Raw genomic sequence first — 17448 nt, forward strand, 5'->3', positions numbered from 1 at the left:
AATCAGACATTTGCGGTATGGGTCACAGGCTATAAGTGCAGCTAGCGACCTCGCCGACGTGTGTTTCGCTGACTGGATGATCGCCCGCGACCGGCGTCGGGCCGCTTGACGGCACCGGTTCGATTACCGGCGCGCGCGGACTTCTTCGCGGCCGTCTTATTCGGCTGCTCATCGTTAGCCGCACGTCCGGACGGGGATCGGGAGCTGCGTTCGGTGCGCCCGCGCACGATGCCCACGAACTCCTCGGTGGTGTCCGAGGTCGCCTCGATCGGCCAGGCCAGCGCGATCTGGGTGTCCGGCACATCGGTGACGGTCCGGAACACGACATCCTTGCGGTGATGCAGGCGCGCTATCGAGTGCGGCACGATGGCGACGCCGACATTGGCGGCCACCAATTCGATGGCCGCGGCGGCTTCATCCAGATTCGTGGTGTCCTGGAGGCGCTCGTCGGCGAGCTCCGCGGTGCTCACCTCGTCGTAGACCGAGATGGGGTGGTCCTTCGGGACGACCACGACCGGCACCTCGTGATACAGCGGGATGGCGTGCATACCGTCGCGGTCGATGGGCAGGCGGACGAAGCACATGTCCACGCGTCCGTCGCGCAGTGCGGCGTCCTGTTCGCCCTGCGCGATGACGATCATCCGCAGCCGCTGCTCGGGAAACCGCTCCCCCCACTTGCGTTCCCATTTGGTGGGCGTGACGCCGGGGACGAATCCGACCCGCAGCACAGGGGTGTCGGACGGCGCGTGATCGCTCATTCCTGTCAGCGTATTGCACCGCCGGAAAAGCTCTGGCAACCCTGCCCGATAGGCTTGTTCGGTGAGCCCGGACCAGAAATCGCAGACCATGAAGCCGCTGACGGCGGCCAACAAGCTCGGCATCTACCTCCCCGCGACCCCGGAGGAGTTCCGCGCCAATCCGATTTCCCGCGCCCAACTCGACGAACTGCGCGCCGATCCGCCCCAGTGGCTGATCGAGCTGCGCGCCAACGGTCCCTTCCCCCGCGATATCACCGCCCGCAAGCTCGGCATCACCAACAGCGGCCTGTCCCGCGCGGAGGTCTCCGACGCGCTGACCGCCACCGAGATCGCGGCCCTGCTGGCCGATCCGCCGGAGTGGCTCGAGCGCGAGCGGGAGAACGCCGCGAACGTGCGCAAGGAGGAGGCGCGGGTGAAGGCGCAGCGCGAGGAGCGCCGGGCCGCGTCCAACCGGCCCGCGCGGCATCGCGGCGAAGGCTGGTAGTCCGCGCGAATCACGGTGCGGCACCGCCGGTTTCCCGCGGCCGAATGCGCTGTCGGCGAATGTCGATGCCTGCCGTCGGTGATCTACGGCAGGATACGGCGGTATGACAGAACAGCGTGCCGTATTCATCAGTGGAGCCGCCGCCGGTATCGGCCGGGCGATCGCCGACCGGTTCACCGCGGGCGGCTGGCTGGTGGGTCGGTACGACATCGACGAGGCGGCGGTGCGGTCGGCCGCCTCGGGTCCCGCCGGTCGCCTCGATGTCACCGATCCCGAGTCCTGGCTCGAATGCCTGGACGAATTCCACGATGCCGCGGGGCGTTTGGACCTGCTGGTCAACAATGCGGGCATTCTCAGCTCGGGGGCATTCGAGGAGATTCCGCTGCACCGGCATCACCAGATCATCGCGGTGAATGTGAACGGCGTGCTCAGCGGCTGCCATCTCGCGTTCGAGCATCTGAAGAACACGGCGGGCTCCCAGGTCATCAATCTGTGCTCCGCCTCGGCCTTCTACGGTCAGCCGGGCCTGGTCTCGTACGCGGCGAGCAAGGCGGCCGTCGCGAGTATCACCGAGGGTTTGGATCTGGAGTGGCGAGCGCATGGGATCGCGGTGCGCGATATCCAACCGTCGTTCGTGGCCACCGCCATGGGCCAAGCCGCCAGTGGCGCAGGCGCTTTCGCGCGTTTGGGCGTGCACCTCACCGCCGAGGACATTGCCGAGGCGGTCTGGCGCACGGCGCGTCGCCGTCGCGGCAAGGTCCATGTTCCGGTTGGGATGCACGCCCGGGTCCTCGGACCGGCCACCCGCCTCGCTCCGGGCCGAATCGCTCGCGCCGCGGCGGCGTTCATCGCGCGCTCCTAGCGCTCAAAAGCCGGGCATGACCTGGAACGAAGAGTGGTGCCACCCAATCCTTTTCGGCTTACCCGTCGGCCAGTCGCTGCGCAGATGCTTGCGGCCGCGGCCCAGTTCCCCGATCTGCCGATAGGAGAGGGCGGCGGCGCTGATGGCCGCGGCCTCCGCCTCCGTGACGGGCATGACGGTGGTGTACATGGCGTCCTCGCCGCCGGACCAGTCCACGAATTCGGTGAAGATCGAGACGAATCGCTGTTCGCAGCGCTCGCAGTGCTTGATCCGCAGGATGAAATGGGGGTCGTCCTCGACCAGTTCATCGGTCGGGCACTGCCGGTAGTAGTTCGACGCCGCTATCGGATCCTCGCCGTAACACGCCTCACAGCCGAATTCTGTTGTGCCTGATGACCCCACGCAGCGATCCTCGCAGAAAGCTCTGATCGGCGGGTGGGACGGCCGAAAAGGTCAATCGTGTGATGGTCCTCGGGGAGGACCGGTGCCGTCCGGCAATCGACCAGCATCTAGTATACAAGTCGTGTCCAAGACGTATTCGAGTGCCGAGCGCGCCTATCACGAGGTCAAGGAGCGGATCCTCAGCGGTGCGCTGCCCGGTGGCGAGCTGGTCAGCGAGAACGAGATCGCGGCGCAGCTCGGCATGTCGCGCACACCCGTGCGGGAGTCGTTCCTGCGACTCGAGACCGAGGGGTGGATGCGGCTGTACCCCAAGCGCGGCGCGCTGGTGGTGCCGGTGCCGCCGCACGAGGCCGAGCATGTGACGCACGCGCGGTATGTCGTGGAGACGGGAGCGGTGCGGGCCCTGGCGGTCACCGATCGGACGGGCGTGCTCGCGGAGCTGACGGAGTCGCTGGCGCGGCAGCGGGAATTGGCGCGGGCCGGGGATCTCGACGCGTTCGCCGTCGTCGACGCCGATTTTCATCGCGCGTATGTGCTGGCGGCCGGAAATCCGCTGCTGGCCGGGTTCTACGACTCGCTGCGGGAACGACAGCGGCGCATGAACAGTGTGGCGCTGCGGCAACGCGGCATCGACACCGACGCCATCATCGCCCAGCACACGCGACTGGCCGCGTTCATCGAGAGCGGGGACGCGGACGGCTTCGCGACGGAATTGGCCGATCACCTGACCCGGGTGCACGGCGTGGAATTGCGGGGCCTGTGATGGCTGTCGCCACCGCCCTCGCGCCGCGCACCGACACCAGAGCGTGGTGGGCGGTCTCCGCCGCCATGTTCGCGATCGCTTGGGGCGGAAACGAATTCACGCCGCTGCTGGTGATGTACAAACAGGAGGGGCTGCCGGTCACCACGGTGGATCTGCTGCTGTTCGAATACGTGCTGGGCATCGTGCCCGCGCTGCTGATCGGCGGGCCGCTGTCGGATCGCTACGGCCGCCGACCGCTCATGCGGCCCGCACCGCTCATCGCAGCGGCCGGATCGCTGCTGCTGGCGTTCGGATCCCATTCCGTGCCCATGCTTTCCGTCGGACGGGTGCTGTGTGGCGTGGCCCTGGGGCTGGCCATGGCGGTCGGGAGCAGTTGGCTCAAGGAACTCTCGCAAGCCCCTTTCGCGCCCGGAACCGCCCAGGGCACCGGGGCACGGCGTTCGGCCATGAGCCTGACCGGTGGTTTCGCGGTAGGTGCGGGCGTCGCCGGGGTGCTGGCGCAGTGGGCTCCACTGCCGGACACCCTCGCCTATCTGATCAACGCGGCGCTGTGTGTGGGCGCGGCGGCTTGGGTCGCGCGGACGCCGGAAACCGCCGCACCGCAACCGAATCCGACGCGGCTACGCGACGATCTGAAGGTTCCCGCGGCCGGGCACCGACGGTTCCGATTCATCGTGCTGCCCGTCGCCCTCTGGCTGTTCACCTCCGCCGCGACGGCTTACGCGATCATGCCGACGCTCATGATGCCGAAGGTGCACGGCGCGCCCATCGCCTTCTCGGCGCTGATCACGGTCATCACCCTGGGCTGTGGGTTCGCGATCCAATCGGTCGCGCGGCGGATCGACCGGCCCGGAACCATTCGGGGCGCGACGCTCGCCCTCACCTTGGTCACCTGCGGAATGGTTGTGGCCGGGGCGAATTCCGCTCAGCTCACGCTGTGGCTCACTGTGGTGACGGCCGTGGTGCTCGGTGCGGGGTACGGCATCGGTCTGGTCGCGGGGTTGCAGGAGATCGAGCGGATCGCCACTCCGGCCGATCTGGCGGGTCTGACCGCGGTCTTCTACGCGGTGTCGTATCTGGGCTTCGCCGTTCCCGCGATCATGGCGGCCCTGCACGATCTGAGGTTCGGCTATCCGTCGATGTTCACCGCTCTCGCACTCGCCGCGGCGGCGTGTCTGGCGCTGCTCGCGCGTGGCCGCCGCGGCTGAGACGTGCGTTACCCGGCGACGAACTCGCGCAGGGTGATCGGGGGACGTCCTGTGAAGCGCTCGATGGTGTCGGTGACTTGGTAGAGCTGGTGGCCGGATCCTATGTCGGAGAACATCTTCCACAGGTGAGAGAGATGTTCGACCGCGACCTCGTCGCGATACAGCGATATGGCGGTGCGTTTCCATTCGTCGGGGTCCACGTCGACGTAGCGGACCCCGAAGGCCTCCGCCGCCTCGCCGACCGTACGGATCTCACCGGCCAGCCACAGCACCGGCTCGACCTCGCCGGGATCGAGCAGCACACCGGCTCCCACGCCCGCGACATCCGCGCCAGCGATCAAGGGCAGCACGGTATCCGGGGAGCCGAGCGGCAGCGCGAGCTCGCCGCTGTGGTCGATGACCACGCGCAGATTCTCGAAGAACACCGCGGCCCGCAGATGTACCGCGCCGATCTGGGCTCGGTCGAGGACCTGTTCGGCGACCCAATGCCTGCGCATGTGCGGTGTGCCCGCGTGCGGGTCCGAGCCGAGCTGCGATACGGCTACGACTCGCTCCAGCGATTCCTGATGGGCGGCGGCCGCGAAAGCCGCTGTGGCATCGAGCATTCCGGCGGTCACCGGATAGGTGAAGTACGCGCGTCGCACGCCCTGGACGGCGGGGAGGACCGTCGTGATCTCGCGCAGATCGCCGACCACGACCTCCGCGCCGAGGTCTTTGAGTTCGGCGGCGCGGGCGTCGTCGGAGTGCACGAACGCGCGGACGGGTCGGTCCGCGCGCAGCAGTGTCTCGACGACCCGACGGCCGGTCGAACCCTGTTGTCCCCCAGCCGCTCCCGTGACAAGTATCGGTTCCACGGTCGCTCTCCTCAGGCTTGTTTCGGCAGGTCGATGGCGAACGCGTCGCGGTCGGCGAGCGCGCCGAGGAATTCCGCCGCGTCGAAGGCCTCTCCGGGGCTTCGCACGCCGCTCTTCACCGCTCCCCCGGCGATTCGCACGGCGGCCTCCACCGAGGCCAACGCGCCCGCTCGCCACAGATCGCGGCCGCGCAGTGATCCGGAGGCCGAGCCGTGCGCGCCGAGAACCTGTGCGGCAATGGTGAATTCACTGTCCGCGCGCTCCTCCGCGGCGACGTGCTCACTGCTGAAAGCCTGCTCCTCCTCGAAGGTGCGTGCGGTGAGTTGTGCCTCCACCGCCTTGGTCGGCGTGTGCCGGGGCACGGTGAAGGCTTCGGGGAACGGCACCGGTGCGATGACGCTGCGCGGGCCGACGGGCGGCGGGAAGGCGAACACCGCATTGCGCGGCTCCACGAATCCGATCTGGAGTTCGCCGTCCGCGAAGCCGATGCGTTCGGTGTCGGCGAACAGCAGCCGGGCCGTATTCACCGCTCCCGTGGTCATTTTCCAATTTGTGACGGCATAGGCCACGGTGATGCGGTCGATATCGGGTACGCCGCGCGCCACCGCGCCCGCGAGCAGATCACCCAGTCCGCCATAGAAACTCAGGCTGGGAATCATGGTGATACCGGCGCGCTGCGCCGCCTCGCCGAGGGTGTCGTATATGCGGCGCACGGGGTGCACCTCGACGGAGTGGTCCACATAGTGACAGCCCGCCTCCGCCGCGGCCTGGGCCACCGGGAGTCCGGTCTCGGCGAAGGGTCCGGCGCAGTTGATGATCACGTCGGCGGAATCGGCAAGCGCCCGTAGGGATTCGGCGTCGTCGAGGCGCGCGGTGAGGGTCCGGGGATGGCTCAGTTCGGTGAGTTTGTCGGGATCGCGGCCGGACAAGAGCACGTCCTTGCCGCGGGAGAGTAGGTCGGTGGTGACCAATCGGCCGGTATGACCGGTGGCACCGTAAACAGCGAAGATCGTCATAGAGATCAACTTCCATACTCGGGGTATGTGTTTCGAGATTTGCATACCCCGGGTACGTAAGTCAATGGGCGCGTGCCGGTTACATTGAGGGCGTGAACGTGCGCCGCACCCAAGCCGAACGATCGGATACCACGACGAGCGAACTCGTCGCAGCCGCCCGTAACCTGTTCGGCCACAAGGGCTACGCGTCCACCTCCATCGCCGCCATCGCCACCGCTGCCGGAGTCACCAAAGGCGCCGCGTACCACCACTTCACCGACAAGGCCGCCCTCTTCCGCGCCGCCTTCGTCGCCGAACAGGAGTGGATGGCAACCGAATTGGAGCAGGTGGCGGCCGCCGCCCCCGACTCCTGGACCGCCCTCCTCGACGGCACCCGCACCTTCCTCGAACGCAGCCTCGACCCCCGCTTCCGCCGCATAGTCATCCTCGAAGCCCCCGCCGTCCTCGGCTGGGAAACGGTCCGAGAAATCGAATCCGCCCACACCCTCCGAGTCCTCAGCTCCGGCCTGGCCCTGGCCGCCGCCGAAAACAAGCTAACCCCGGGCGACCCCACCATCCGCCCCCATCTCCTCTTCGGCGCCCTCTGCGAAGCCGCCATGCTCCTGGCCCGCACCCCCAACCCCACCACCGCCCTCCCCCACGTAGTCGCCGAAACCCGCCAACTCCTCGAGGGCTTGCGAAGCCGGTCACCTGGGGATAATCATTGCGATTACAACGATTAGGCCGTGCAAGCTTCGTTGTCCCCGTGATCCACGCGCTATCATTGCCATAGCAGCTTTAGAGCACCGTTCAACGAAGCGAACAGTGCGTCTGCGGGCAGCCAACCCGTAACATTGCTATAGCAGCGATAGGAGTGGCGTGACCAGGCCGAAACCACGTCGACGAGCGCGAAGCGAGACCGGACCCCTCGCTCCTTTCGGCGCGTTCGTCGCGCAACGGCGTCATGCACTCGGACTCACCCAGCTCGACGTCGCAATCCTCGCCGACGTCGGCGTTTCATCGGTACGTACCCTGGAAGCCGGGCAAACCTCGCCCACACTGGCGATCACCTTGCGCATTCTGGATGCCCTCGGGCTGACACTCGCCAGCATGCCCCGCGCGGACCTTCGCGAGCTGTCCGGCGACACCGTCGAGTTACATGCCCAGAGCGGCGTTCACCGGTGACGACACCACCGGACCTCTCCCGGCTTCGCGCCGTCGACAACGCCGAGGTCTACAAGGCCGGTCGGCTGGCAGGTCAATTGCGACGCGAACGCGACGACGTCGTATTCCAGTACGCACAGCCCTATCTGGCCGATCCGACGGCACCGCCGGTGGCATTCACATTGCCGAAGAGCCCAGCGCCGTACCGAGCCACCGGCGGATCCGTCCCCGCCTTCTTCGCCGGTCTGCTCCCCGAGGGATTGCGCCTGACCGCCATCACCACTGCCACCCGTACCAGCGAGGACGATCATTTCAGCCTTCTGCTGGCCGTCGGAAGCGACACCATCGGCGATGTCCAGGTTCTGCCCGCTGGAACATCACCCACCGACCAACCACCACTGTTCGCCCAAACCGACACGGCAACAGCGGATTTCGCATTTCTCTTCACGCGCGCGACCTCGACCGATCTCGGCGAGCTCGACCGCACGGCGCTTCCCGGTGTTCAAGTCAAGGTGTCCGCCCAAATGATTTCGACACCGATCTCCACCGCACGCGGCCCGGCCATTCTCAAGCTCAATCCGCCCGAGATGCCCTTTCTGGTCGAGAACGAGAACTTCTTCCTCGATATGGCCGACGCGTGTGGCATCCGTGTACCTGACCATAGGCTGGCGAACGACCGTAACGGCCGCACAGCGTTGTTCGTCGACAGATTCGACCGCACCGTAGCGAAGGGCGAAATTCGCCGCCTGGCCCAGGAGGACGCCTGCCAGGTCATGGGTCGATATCCGGCGGCGAAGTACCGAATCACATTGCAGGAAGCCATCAAAGCCCTCGCCGAGGCTGTCACCGAAGGGCGCGGCTCCTACCCCCTGTCCATCCTCCAGATGCTCGAAATAGCCGCCTTCAGCTACCTGATAGGCAATGGAGACCTGCATGGCAAGAACCTGTCCGTCCGCCAGACCCCCGAAGGGATCTGGGAAGTCACTCCCGCCTACGACCTGCTCAGCACCCAGCCGTACCTGAGCTGGAGCGACCCCATGGCGCTCCAACTATTCGGCCGCGATGCCAAACTCTCCTATCGTTGGTGGATCGAAGCAGCCACTCGACTCGGTATACCGACACGAGCCATCAGCCGCAGCCTGTCCCGAATAGTCACCGCGGCAGAGCCGTGGATCGACCGAGTGCCCGAAATCGGCTACGACGAAAGGACAACCCACCGGTTGTCAGCCTTGATCGGTAATCGACTCAAGGAGCTTCACCGCCCCACTCGGTGACGGTCAGCGGCACCATCATCGCACCTTGCGAAGTCCTGCCTTCCACGAAGTCAACCGACCGTCATCCACACGCCCCGCCGCTCCGAATAACTACCAATTCGTTACCGCCGTGGCCTGTTCAGTACAGACCAGTCGGTGACTCCGGGTTCGCAGAGGAAGGACAACGATGATTCCGAACTTCATCAATCAGATTGTCGGCATGGTCTCCACCCTCATGACGACGCTCTTGCTCCCCTAGGGATCACACCTGTTGACCGGGGCGACCCTTCGCCCCGGTCAACTCCTTGTGCGCGTCCACGAACCCGGCCGGATCAGCCTTCGGCGGTGGGTTGATTCATGGGCACTCACCTGTGCGCCGTGATGTCATCGAGTCGACTAGACCTGCACCGACAGCCGAAATGGCTGGATACGCCAGTGCCACCGCTCGCGATAGATTACCGACGCGACGTCTGCCCAGGGAATCCCCTGCTCCCGCATGAATTCTCGGCAGAGCGGCCATCCGACAACTCGAGAACCAAGCCAGTCTCGCAATGCCGACTCCACAGCAGGCGCGACCGCCCGGCTCCGCAGATCAACAAGGGAGTGCCGCCCCTCCGTACCGAGCAATCCCCATCCCCTGGCATCGCAGTACTGCCGAGCTGCCTCGAGCTTTGCCATGTTCTGGTACATCGCAAAGTCACCTAGCGTCGCTTTGATCTCCACAAGGAATCTGCGGCCATCCCGGAGAGTCACGATGAAGTCCGGAAAGTATCGACGTCGTCGCCCGTCGAACTCGTACTCGATCTCGAGCGGCTGCTCGCAGTAATCCTCGACCAGATCCGATTCCTCCAGGAGTCGAATGAAGTCCAGCTCCACCTGTGAGTCATAGCCGACGAACCTACCGAGCAGCGGGGATTTCCACCGACCAGCGATGCTGCGATGGTCCGGTTCCCTGGGCACTCGCACTGGGAGGCATCGTGCCGGGTCCGCCTTGGACGAATCCTCCGGCCAATCAGCCTTGTCGATCAGTTCGTGGAATCCCCGCTTCCGACGCTCCTGTCTCGACGTCGACCGGCGGATCGCACGCTGCCGCTGTTCTCGCTCATGAACCAGCCGTAGGATCTGGTCGCAGAGGATGTCCGCCGCGTGACGATGCCCCGAGAGGTTCGCGACCAGCCGTGTCGCGAACATGATGTCGGCTCGTGGCAGAGCCGCCTCGACGAGCACCAACACGAGTTCGGGGTCCAGTGCCCCTGTCGAGGTCTGGAGTGCTGTCCGCAGCACTCCCCGCGTGTGGTCCCAAGCCCTGAATACTTCACCCGGTCTCCCAACGGCGAGCCGCACCATCGCACGGGTCACAAGCTGGCGAACCCGCTCGCGGGTAATCCCGTAGTCGGCACCGATATCCGCGAGCTTCGTCGATGAACCTCGCAATCCCACACGACGCAACAACACATCGCGGTCCCGATCCGAGCGGATGACGCGTGTGGCAGCACTCAGCAGCTCGACACTGGCGATGCGAGCCTCTTCTGCACCTTCGCGAAGGTCGCGGGACGACAACCGCAACCTCTCGACGTCAGGCCAATCGCACTCCAATATCCAATCCGGCGTCGTCAATCGACCACAGCTGTCCAGCAGACGGGTTCCCGCCGATCGCAGTGTCACCTCATCGAACTGTGCGAGCACACGAAGCTCGGCGGCGGTACCACGGAGAATCGGGCCCGCCCCTACGATCTCCGCCCATACTTCTTGGACACGGCACTGCTCGCGTAGCAGCTGTATTGACGCAGACGTGACGGATTCCGGTTCCGGCTGTTTCGACGAAGGAAGCCCGTTCGGCTCACTCGAATGCGAAGCAGGCTGTGTCACACCGCGATAACTCCGCCGCAGGCGCGCCGACCAATCCGGCAGCGAGTTTTCCCTCAGCAGACAGGACCGAACCCACTCGAACGGATCCACATCCGGTGCAGCAGTGTGTACTGTGCCCGCTAAAGCCGCCGCACGTAACACAATTGCTCTTTCGGTGCGTTGGTGTCGATCCTTGATCTCGGAAGCCGATTCTCCACGGCGGATTTCCTGAAGGAGCTGTTCGTCCTCTTCCTCGGTCCACGCCTGCCCATGGCGCGCGGGCCTCACGTCCGCCACCCATAACCGCCGAACGCTGATCGACCGCAAATACAGACGAGGCGCACAACCCTCATTATCGCTACACCGTCGTTGCGGCGGTAGACGATCCAGGAATGGTCAGGTGCATGATCCGCCATCGATCCAGGAGATCCTGAAACATGCAGGTGGAGAACGGAATTAGCTCTGAACCGCCCCCAACAGTACGCCGGGTTTGCAGTCACTGAGACGGATGCGCAACATCCGCATTTCCCCGGCTGGTCCCCTTTCTGCCGTCATTAGCCTCATCCAGCGACGGGACCGCCGGTCGAACCGCGGGAACCAGCAGGATCCCTTAGATCAGACTCGTCCCTGTGGTGCTGTGCCACAGGAGTCATCGCCATCGACGAACTGACTCACTCGATCTGACCCCATTCTGTTCGGACGGAGGTCAGCCTTCGGCGGCCAGCTGGCCGCAGGCGGCGGCGATTTCCTGGCCGCGGGTGTCGCGGACGGTGCAGGGGACGCCCTGGGCCTCTACGCGGCGGACGAATTCGCGTTCGACGGGTTTCGGGGCGGCGTCCCATTTGCTGCCGGGGGTGGGGTTGAGGGGGATGACGTTGACGTGGACTCGGGAGCCGAGGGCCTTGTGGAGCTTGGAGCCGAGCATGTCGGCGCGCCAGGGCTGGTCGTTGATGTCGCGGATGAGCGCGTATTCGATGGAGACGCGGCGGCCGGACTTGTCGGCGTAATACCTTGCGGCGTCGAGGACTTCGGAGACCGGCCAGCGGTTGTTGACCGGGACCAGGGTGTCTCGGAGTTCGTCGTCCGGGGTGTGCAGGGAGACGGCGAGGGTGACCGAGAGGTCCTCGTCGGCGAGTTTGCGAATGGCGGGGGCGAGTCCGACGGTGGAGACGACCACATTGCGCTGGGAGATGCCGAGGCCGTCGGGGGCGGGAGAGGTGATGCGGCGTACCGCGTTCACCACGCGCTTGTAGTTGGCGAGGGGTTCGCCCATGCCCATGAAGACGATGTTCGACAGGCGGCCGGGACCTCCGGCGACCTCGCCGTCGCGTAGGGCGGCCGCGGCGGCGCGAACCTGGTCGACGATCTCGGCGGTGGAGAGGTTGCGGGTCAGGCCCGCCTGGCCGGTGGCGCAGAAGGGGCAGGCCATGCCGCAGCCCGCCTGGCTGGAGATGCACAGCGTGGCGCGGTCGGGGTAGCGCATGAGGACGGACTCGAGCAGGGTGCCGTCATTGGCCTTCCACAGCGTCTTGCGGGTGCTGCCGTCATCGCAGGCGATATGCCGGACGGGGGTGAGCAGCTGCGGGAACAGGGTCTCGGCGACCTTGGCGCGGACCGATTCGGGGAGGTCGGTCATCTGCTCCGGATCGGCCTGCAGCCGACCGTAGTACTGGCGCGCGATCTGATCGGCCCGGAACTTGGGCAGGCCCAGCGCCTCGACGGCCGCCTTGCGCTCGTCGGAATCGAGGTCGGCGAGATGCCGCGGCGGCAGGCCGCGGCGAGGGGCGTCGAATACGAGCGGCAAGGGGGCAGTCATAACCTCTCCAGTGTCCCATCCGGCCGGGGTATTCCCGGCGGCGGGGGCGGGCGGCGCTGGTCACACCGGACCCGAACACCTGGGACAACGCGACATACCACCGACACCGGGCGATATCCGTGCACCGGTCATAGCTATCCGCAATGATCAAGTCATGACAGCCGACGCCGTGAACCCCGGGGCCGAACCGACCCCGGGCAGGAATATCGACAAAAACGTGGACCGCGCGTTGAAGACCCGGACGGGCTACACCTGGCTCGGACTCATCACCGCGGCAGTGCTCGGCATCGTGGTGCTCGTCTTCATTCTCCAGAATCTGGAGAATGCCCGAGTCGAACTGTTCGCCTGGACCTTTCAGATGCCCATCGGCGTGATGGTGCTGCTCTCGGTGATCATCGGCGCGCTGGTTGTGGCGCTGGTGGGTGGCTGGCGCATCTACCAACTGCGCCGCGCCGTCAAGAAGGCGACGCACTGACCGCACCGCTCAGAGCAGAGCGGTCAGCACCAGCCAGGAGACGAAGGCCGACGGCAGCATCGAGTCCAGCCGGTCCATGATGCCGCCGTGGCCGGGCAGCAGCGTGCCCATATCCTTGATGCCCAATTCCCGCTTGATCTGCGATTCGATGAGATCGCCGGTGGTGGCGACCAGCACCAGGCCCACGCCCAGCAGCACGCCGATCATCGAATTGGCCTGCAGCAGCAGCGTCACCGTGAGCAGACCACCGATGACGGAGAAGACCAGCGAACCGCCGAAACCCTCCCAGGACTTCTTCGGGCTGATGGCCGGAACCATGGGGTGGCGGCCGAACAGCACGCCCGCCACATAGCCGCCGACATCCGAGCAGACCACCAGGATCATGAAGGTGAGCACCCGCAGATTGCCGTCGTCCTCGAGCAGCATGAGCACCGCGAAGGCGGCCAGCAGCGGCACCCAGGCCAGGACGAACACGCTGATCGCGGTGTCGCGCAGGTAGTTTCGCGGGGTGGCGCGTAAACCGTGGTCGAACAGTCGCCAGACCATCAGGGTCAGCGCCGAGGCGGCGAAGGCCCCCGCCACACCGTCCGCGCCGTAGGGCCAAGCCAACCAGATAATGGCCTGCCCGCCCACCAGTAGCGGAATGCGCGGCACCAGGACGTCGGCCTCGCGCAGGCGCTTGGCGACCTCCCAGGTGGCGATGCCGATGGCCACCGCGATCACGCCGATGAGAACCTTCGGCACGAACAGCAGAATGGCGATGAGCGACAGACCGAGTCCGAAGCCGACGGCCAAGGCGGCGGGCAGATTGCGCCCGGCCTTGGATTTGCCGCCATTGTCGGCTGCCGAGTCCCCGGCGGCAGGAGCCTCGCCGCCCTCGGGCGTCGCACCGGTCGACGCCGTCGCCGCTGATACCGACGAGTCGGTCTGCGAGGCAGGCTTTTCGGGCGTCGCCGCGGTCACCTCACCCGACGGCGTCGCATTCGCTGCGGCGGCAGTTTCTTCGGCCACGATCGTCCTGTCGCTCACTTGTCCCGTTCCTACCCCCGATCGGCAATGCCGACCGTCTCAGACCTCGAGCAGTTCCGCTTCCTTGTGCTTGACCAGTTCGTCGATGGTCGCGACGTACTTCTGAGTGGTCTTGTCGAGTTCCTTCTCGGCACGACCGACCTCGTCCTCACCGGCCTCGCCGTCCTTCTGGATGCGGCCCAGCTCCTCCATGGCCTTGCGGCGGACATTGCGGATGGAGATCTTGGCGTCCTCGCCCTTGGACTTGGCCTGCTTGACCATCTCCCGACGCCGCTCCTCGGTGAGCTGCGGTACCGAGATGCGAATGATGGTGCCGTCGTTGCTGGGGTTCACGCCCAGGTCCGAATTGCGGATGGCGGTCTCGATGGGGCCCAGCTGGTTGGCCTCGTACGGCTTGATGACCACCATGCGCGGCTCGGGCACATTGATGCTCGACAGCTGCGTGATGGGTGTCGGCGACCCGTAGTAGTCGATGACGATCCGGGAGAACATGCCCGGATTCGCGCGACCGGTCCGGATGGATCCCAGGTCGTCCTTCGCCACCGAGACGGCCTTTTCCATCTTTTCCTCGGCGTCGAAGAGCGCTTCTTCAATCACGGCGTTTCCTCCACAGCGTCATCGTTCATTTCGGTCGGCGTGGCCATGCGGGTCACGACCTGACCAACGTGCCGATCTTCTCACCGGCCACGGCACGGGCGATATTGCCCTTCGTCAACAAATTGAACACCAGGATGGGCATCTGGTTGTCCATACAGAGGCTGAACGCGGTCGAGTCGGCGACCTTCAGACCGCGTTCCAGCAGCTCCTTGTGGGTGATCTCGGCGAACATGGTGGCGGTCTCGTCCTCGCGCGGATCCGCGGTGAACACCCCGTCCACGGCCTTGGCCATGAGCACCACCTCGGCGCCGATCTCCAGGGCGCGCTGGGCGGCCGTGGTGTCGGTGGAGAAGTACGGCATGCCCATACCGGCGCCGAAGATGACCACTCGGCCCTTCTCCAGATGGCGCTTGGCGCGCAGCGGCAGGTACGGCTCGGCGACCTGGCCCATCGTGATGGCGGTCTGCACGCGGGTGTCGATGCCCTGCTTCTGCAGGAAGTCCTGCAGCGCAAGGGAATTCATGACGGTGCCGAGCATGCCCATGTAGTCGGAGCGGGCGCGCTCCATACCGCGCTCCTCCAGCTCCGCGCCGCGGAAGAAGTTTCCGCCGCCGATGACCACCGCCACCTGCACACCGGTGGAGACCACCTCGGCGATCTGCTCGGCGACCGTCTGCACGACATCCGGGTCGAGGCCCACCCGACCACCGCCGAACATCTCGCCGCCCAGCTTGAGGAGCACTCGGCGATAGCCCTTGCGGTCGGGGGCCGTATCCGGGTCCGTCATCGGTCTCCTTCTCCCTCGGCAGTGAAACCTGCGCACACACATGAAAAGACCATCCCGGCACAACGGATTACGCGGGACGGCGACAAGCTCTATCTATCCTGCCTCACGCACCGTCACGAAGGTGACCCGACCCTCGCACATCGTGAGAATTTCGGGCAGCCTATCCGTTTTCGTCGGCGGGCGACAGCGCGGGCGCTCGGTCGCCCCCGAGCGCGGCCAACCGAGCGACCGCGAGCGGGTTGGCGGGTACCTGGACGACCAGCAGCGATGTCGGATCCTCGACGGGGCGGGATTGGAAGAGTTCGAGTTCGATATCGCCGACCTCACGATGGCGGATAGTGATGGTGGCGGGGCGAAAGCGGCGCACCGGATACTCCTCCCACCAGCGGCGGAATTCCGGGCTCTCCGCACGTAATCCGGCCACCAGGGCGGTGAGCCGGGGATCGTCGGGCGCCCTGCCCATGGCATCGCGCAATTGGCCCAGGACGGCGCGTGCGGCCGGTTCCCAGCGCGGCATGCGTAGGCGATTGTCGGTGTCGGTGAACATCGTCCAGAGCAGGTTGCGGCGGGCGGCCGGGAGCCGCTGGGGATCGTGGCGCAATCGCACGTAGGCGCTGTTCCAGACCACGTAGTCGAAGGCGGCGTCGAAGACCGATGCGGCATTCGGGACGAGCGCGTCGACCAGGCGTTGTAGCCGGGCGCGGTCGGCGTCGGCGCGATCCGGCGCGGGTTCCGGGTAACCAGCCAGAACCCGCAGGTAGCGGTGCTGATCGGCATCGAGGCGCAGGGTCCGGGCGAGTGCGTCGATGACCTGGCGGCTGGCCGTCACGGCGCGGCCCTGTTCGAGCCAGGTGTACCAGGTCAGGCCCACGCCGGAGAGTTCGGCGACCTCCTCGCGGCGCAGGCCCGGGGTGCGGCGGCGGGAGGTCTCGCCGTAGGGCAGCAGGCCCACGTCGGCCGGTTGCAGACTTGCCCGTCGCGCCCGTAGGAATTCGCCGAGCTGGGCTCGTCGCGCGGAGCCGTGATTGCCTTTGCCGCTTACCATTTCGCCGCTCCCCCATCCCGAGATCTGGGTAGCAGTATCACTACCAGGACAGGGATACGCGAGGTTCCTACCGTAATTCTCGACAGCGAAACACGATTCGCGCGGATCGAGGGAGTACGCAATGACCGAGCACAAGGGACCGATTCTGGTCATCGGAGCCACCGGACGCCAGGGCGGGGCCACCGCCACCGCACTGCTCGAACGCGGTTGGCCGGTACGGGCTTTCGTCCGTGATCCGCGGGCCCCCAAGGCCGTAGCCTTGCGCGAGGCGGGCGCGGAACTCGCGGTGGGCGACCTCGACGACGAGGAAGCGCTGCGCAAGGCCATGGATGGCGCGCACGGCGTCTTTCTCATGCTGACCATGATGTCGGGCGCGAACATCAGTCTCGACGCCGTAGCGGACGAACGGCGGCGCGGACGGCGGATTGCCGAACTCGTTGGCGAGCTTGGTATTTCGCACCTGGTGTACAGCTCTCTGAGCGGGGCGGGCATGGGGTCGGGGATCGAGTATTACGCGGCCAAGGAGCAGATCGAGGATCGTATTCGGGAGCTGGGGCTGCCCGCCACCATCCTGCGACCGGTGCTGTTCATGGACAATTTCGCCACCTACAACAAGCCCTCGCGCGAGGGCGACAAGCTGGTGCTGGCCCTGGCGGTGGCCCCCGAGGTGCCGATGCCCCTCATCGCCATCGACGATATCGGTCGCTTCGCCGCCCTCGCCTTCGATCGGCGCGAGGAGTTCCTCGGGCGCACCGTGGTACTGGCGGGCGATGTCCTGACGCCCCCGCAGATCGCCGAAATACTCGGCCGCGCAGCCGGATTGACCCCACACACCGTGCAGGTCCCGATCGAGCGGATTCGGGCGTTCGACGAGCAGGTGGCGAAGATGTTCGCCTGGTTCAACACTCATCCGCAGGCGGAGGTGGACCTGGACGGCCTGCGCGCCGTGCACCCGGAGCTGATGGACTTGGATGGCTGGGTGCGGGCCACCGACTGGAAGCCGTGAAAAGGAGACCGCGGCATCCGATCGCCGCGACGGCGCATGGGCACCCTCGCTGGCGTGCCGGAGCCCAAGGCGCGGTGGTCACCGCCCTGGAATACAGCGAGC

19 protein-coding genes are annotated in these 17448 nt (G+C 66.2%); 9 read left to right on the top strand and 10 right to left on the bottom strand.

Annotated features, from left to right (window positions below):
• Window positions 1-41 precede the first annotated feature (41 nt).
• The gene (locus ACIBH2_RS09440) at window positions 42-758 is read right to left on the bottom strand and encodes a LysR family transcriptional regulator substrate-binding protein (RefSeq protein ID WP_397115206.1); all 717 of its coding nucleotides are present in this window, start codon (window positions 756-758) and stop codon (window positions 42-44) included.
• Between the two features lie 61 nt (window positions 759-819).
• Between ACIBH2_RS09440 and ACIBH2_RS09445 the strand changes: the two genes are divergently transcribed.
• Window positions 820-1242 (top strand): DUF5997 family protein, encoded by a 423-nt coding sequence (locus ACIBH2_RS09445; protein WP_397115208.1) that lies wholly within the window; start codon window positions 820-822, stop codon window positions 1240-1242.
• 103 nt (window positions 1243-1345) lie between these two features.
• Window positions 1346-2104 (top strand): SDR family oxidoreductase, encoded by a 759-nt coding sequence (locus ACIBH2_RS09450; protein WP_397115210.1) that lies wholly within the window; start codon window positions 1346-1348, stop codon window positions 2102-2104.
• Window positions 2105-2107: 3 nt separating this feature from the next.
• On the opposite strand, the gene ACIBH2_RS09455 is transcribed toward ACIBH2_RS09450, so the two are convergent.
• Window positions 2108-2506, bottom strand: coding sequence for a hypothetical protein (locus tag ACIBH2_RS09455; protein WP_397115212.1), 399 nt, complete (start codon window positions 2504-2506; stop codon window positions 2108-2110).
• A 121-nt stretch (window positions 2507-2627) separates the two neighbouring features.
• Between ACIBH2_RS09455 and ACIBH2_RS09460 the strand changes: the two genes are divergently transcribed.
• Window positions 2628-3269, top strand: coding sequence for a GntR family transcriptional regulator (locus ACIBH2_RS09460; RefSeq protein WP_397115214.1), 642 nt, complete (start codon window positions 2628-2630; stop codon window positions 3267-3269).
• Window positions 3269-4477 carry an MFS transporter gene (locus ACIBH2_RS09465; protein ID WP_397115216.1) on the top strand — a complete coding sequence of 403 codons (1209 nt, stop codon included), beginning with the start codon at window positions 3269-3271 and terminating at the stop codon, window positions 4475-4477. Before ACIBH2_RS09460 ends, ACIBH2_RS09465 begins: the two co-directional genes overlap by 1 nt.
• 8 nt (window positions 4478-4485) lie before the next feature.
• On the opposite strand, the gene ACIBH2_RS09470 is transcribed toward ACIBH2_RS09465, so the two are convergent.
• Both ACIBH2_RS09470 and ACIBH2_RS09475 read right to left on the bottom strand, forming a co-directional pair.
• A complete protein-coding gene (locus ACIBH2_RS09470) occupies window positions 4486-5331 on the bottom strand; it encodes an NAD(P)H-binding protein (RefSeq protein ID WP_397115218.1) in 846 nt (281 codons plus the stop codon).
• Between the two features lie 11 nt (window positions 5332-5342).
• Window positions 5343-6347 carry a saccharopine dehydrogenase NADP-binding domain-containing protein gene (locus tag ACIBH2_RS09475; RefSeq protein ID WP_397115220.1) on the bottom strand — a complete coding sequence of 335 codons (1005 nt, stop codon included), beginning with the start codon at window positions 6345-6347 and terminating at the stop codon, window positions 5343-5345.
• A 92-nt stretch (window positions 6348-6439) separates the two neighbouring features.
• On the opposite strand from ACIBH2_RS09475, the gene ACIBH2_RS09480 reads away from it, so the two are divergent.
• From ACIBH2_RS09480 to ACIBH2_RS09490, 3 genes are all read left to right on the top strand, one after another.
• Window positions 6440-7069 (top strand): TetR/AcrR family transcriptional regulator, encoded by a 630-nt coding sequence (locus ACIBH2_RS09480; RefSeq protein WP_397115222.1) that lies wholly within the window; start codon window positions 6440-6442, stop codon window positions 7067-7069.
• Window positions 7070-7205: 136 nt separating this feature from the next.
• Window positions 7206-7511, top strand: a complete 306-nt coding sequence (locus ACIBH2_RS09485) for a helix-turn-helix domain-containing protein (protein WP_397115224.1) — start codon at window positions 7206-7208, stop codon at window positions 7509-7511.
• Window positions 7508-8764, top strand: a complete 1257-nt coding sequence (locus ACIBH2_RS09490) for a type II toxin-antitoxin system HipA family toxin (protein WP_397115227.1) — start codon at window positions 7508-7510, stop codon at window positions 8762-8764. Before ACIBH2_RS09485 ends, ACIBH2_RS09490 begins: the two co-directional genes overlap by 4 nt.
• Window positions 8765-9139: 375 nt before the next feature.
• On the opposite strand, the gene ACIBH2_RS09495 is transcribed toward ACIBH2_RS09490, so the two are convergent.
• Window positions 9140-10879 (bottom strand): TnsA endonuclease N-terminal domain-containing protein, encoded by a 1740-nt coding sequence (locus ACIBH2_RS09495; protein WP_397115229.1) that lies wholly within the window; start codon window positions 10877-10879, stop codon window positions 9140-9142.
• A gap of 418 nt (window positions 10880-11297) precedes the next feature.
• A complete protein-coding gene (gene rlmN / locus ACIBH2_RS09500; protein WP_397115232.1) occupies window positions 11298-12407 on the bottom strand; it encodes a 23S rRNA (adenine(2503)-C(2))-methyltransferase RlmN in 1110 nt (369 codons plus the stop codon).
• Window positions 12408-12561: 154 nt separating this feature from the next.
• On the opposite strand from rlmN, the gene ACIBH2_RS09505 reads away from it, so the two are divergent.
• Entirely contained in the window at window positions 12562-12882 is a 321-nt protein-coding gene (locus ACIBH2_RS09505; RefSeq protein WP_397115234.1) for a lipopolysaccharide assembly LapA domain-containing protein, read from the top strand.
• Window positions 12883-12891: 9 nt separating this feature from the next.
• Here the strand turns inward: ACIBH2_RS09505 and ACIBH2_RS09510 are convergent, their stop codons facing one another.
• From ACIBH2_RS09510 to ACIBH2_RS09525, 4 genes are all read right to left on the bottom strand, one after another.
• The gene (locus ACIBH2_RS09510) at window positions 12892-13893 is read right to left on the bottom strand and encodes a phosphatidate cytidylyltransferase (RefSeq protein WP_397116932.1); all 1002 of its coding nucleotides are present in this window, start codon (window positions 13891-13893) and stop codon (window positions 12892-12894) included.
• A gap of 57 nt (window positions 13894-13950) precedes the next feature.
• Window positions 13951-14508 carry a ribosome recycling factor gene (gene frr, locus ACIBH2_RS09515; protein ID WP_397115237.1) on the bottom strand — a complete coding sequence of 186 codons (558 nt, stop codon included), beginning with the start codon at window positions 14506-14508 and terminating at the stop codon, window positions 13951-13953.
• A gap of 52 nt (window positions 14509-14560) precedes the next feature.
• Window positions 14561-15295: a UMP kinase gene (gene pyrH, locus ACIBH2_RS09520; RefSeq protein WP_397115239.1), complete on the bottom strand. Its 735-nt coding sequence runs from the start codon at window positions 15293-15295 to the stop codon at window positions 14561-14563.
• A gap of 160 nt (window positions 15296-15455) precedes the next feature.
• Window positions 15456-16340: a helix-turn-helix transcriptional regulator gene (locus ACIBH2_RS09525; RefSeq protein ID WP_397115241.1), complete on the bottom strand. Its 885-nt coding sequence runs from the start codon at window positions 16338-16340 to the stop codon at window positions 15456-15458.
• Between the two features lie 121 nt (window positions 16341-16461).
• On the opposite strand from ACIBH2_RS09525, the gene ACIBH2_RS09530 reads away from it, so the two are divergent.
• The gene (locus ACIBH2_RS09530; RefSeq protein ID WP_397115244.1) at window positions 16462-17346 is read left to right on the top strand and encodes an NmrA/HSCARG family protein; all 885 of its coding nucleotides are present in this window, start codon (window positions 16462-16464) and stop codon (window positions 17344-17346) included.
• Window positions 17347-17448: the final 102 nt, after the last annotated feature.

Source organism: Nocardia sp. NPDC050406 (assembly GCF_044459025.1).
Classification (GTDB): domain Bacteria; phylum Actinomycetota; class Actinomycetes; order Mycobacteriales; family Mycobacteriaceae; genus Nocardia.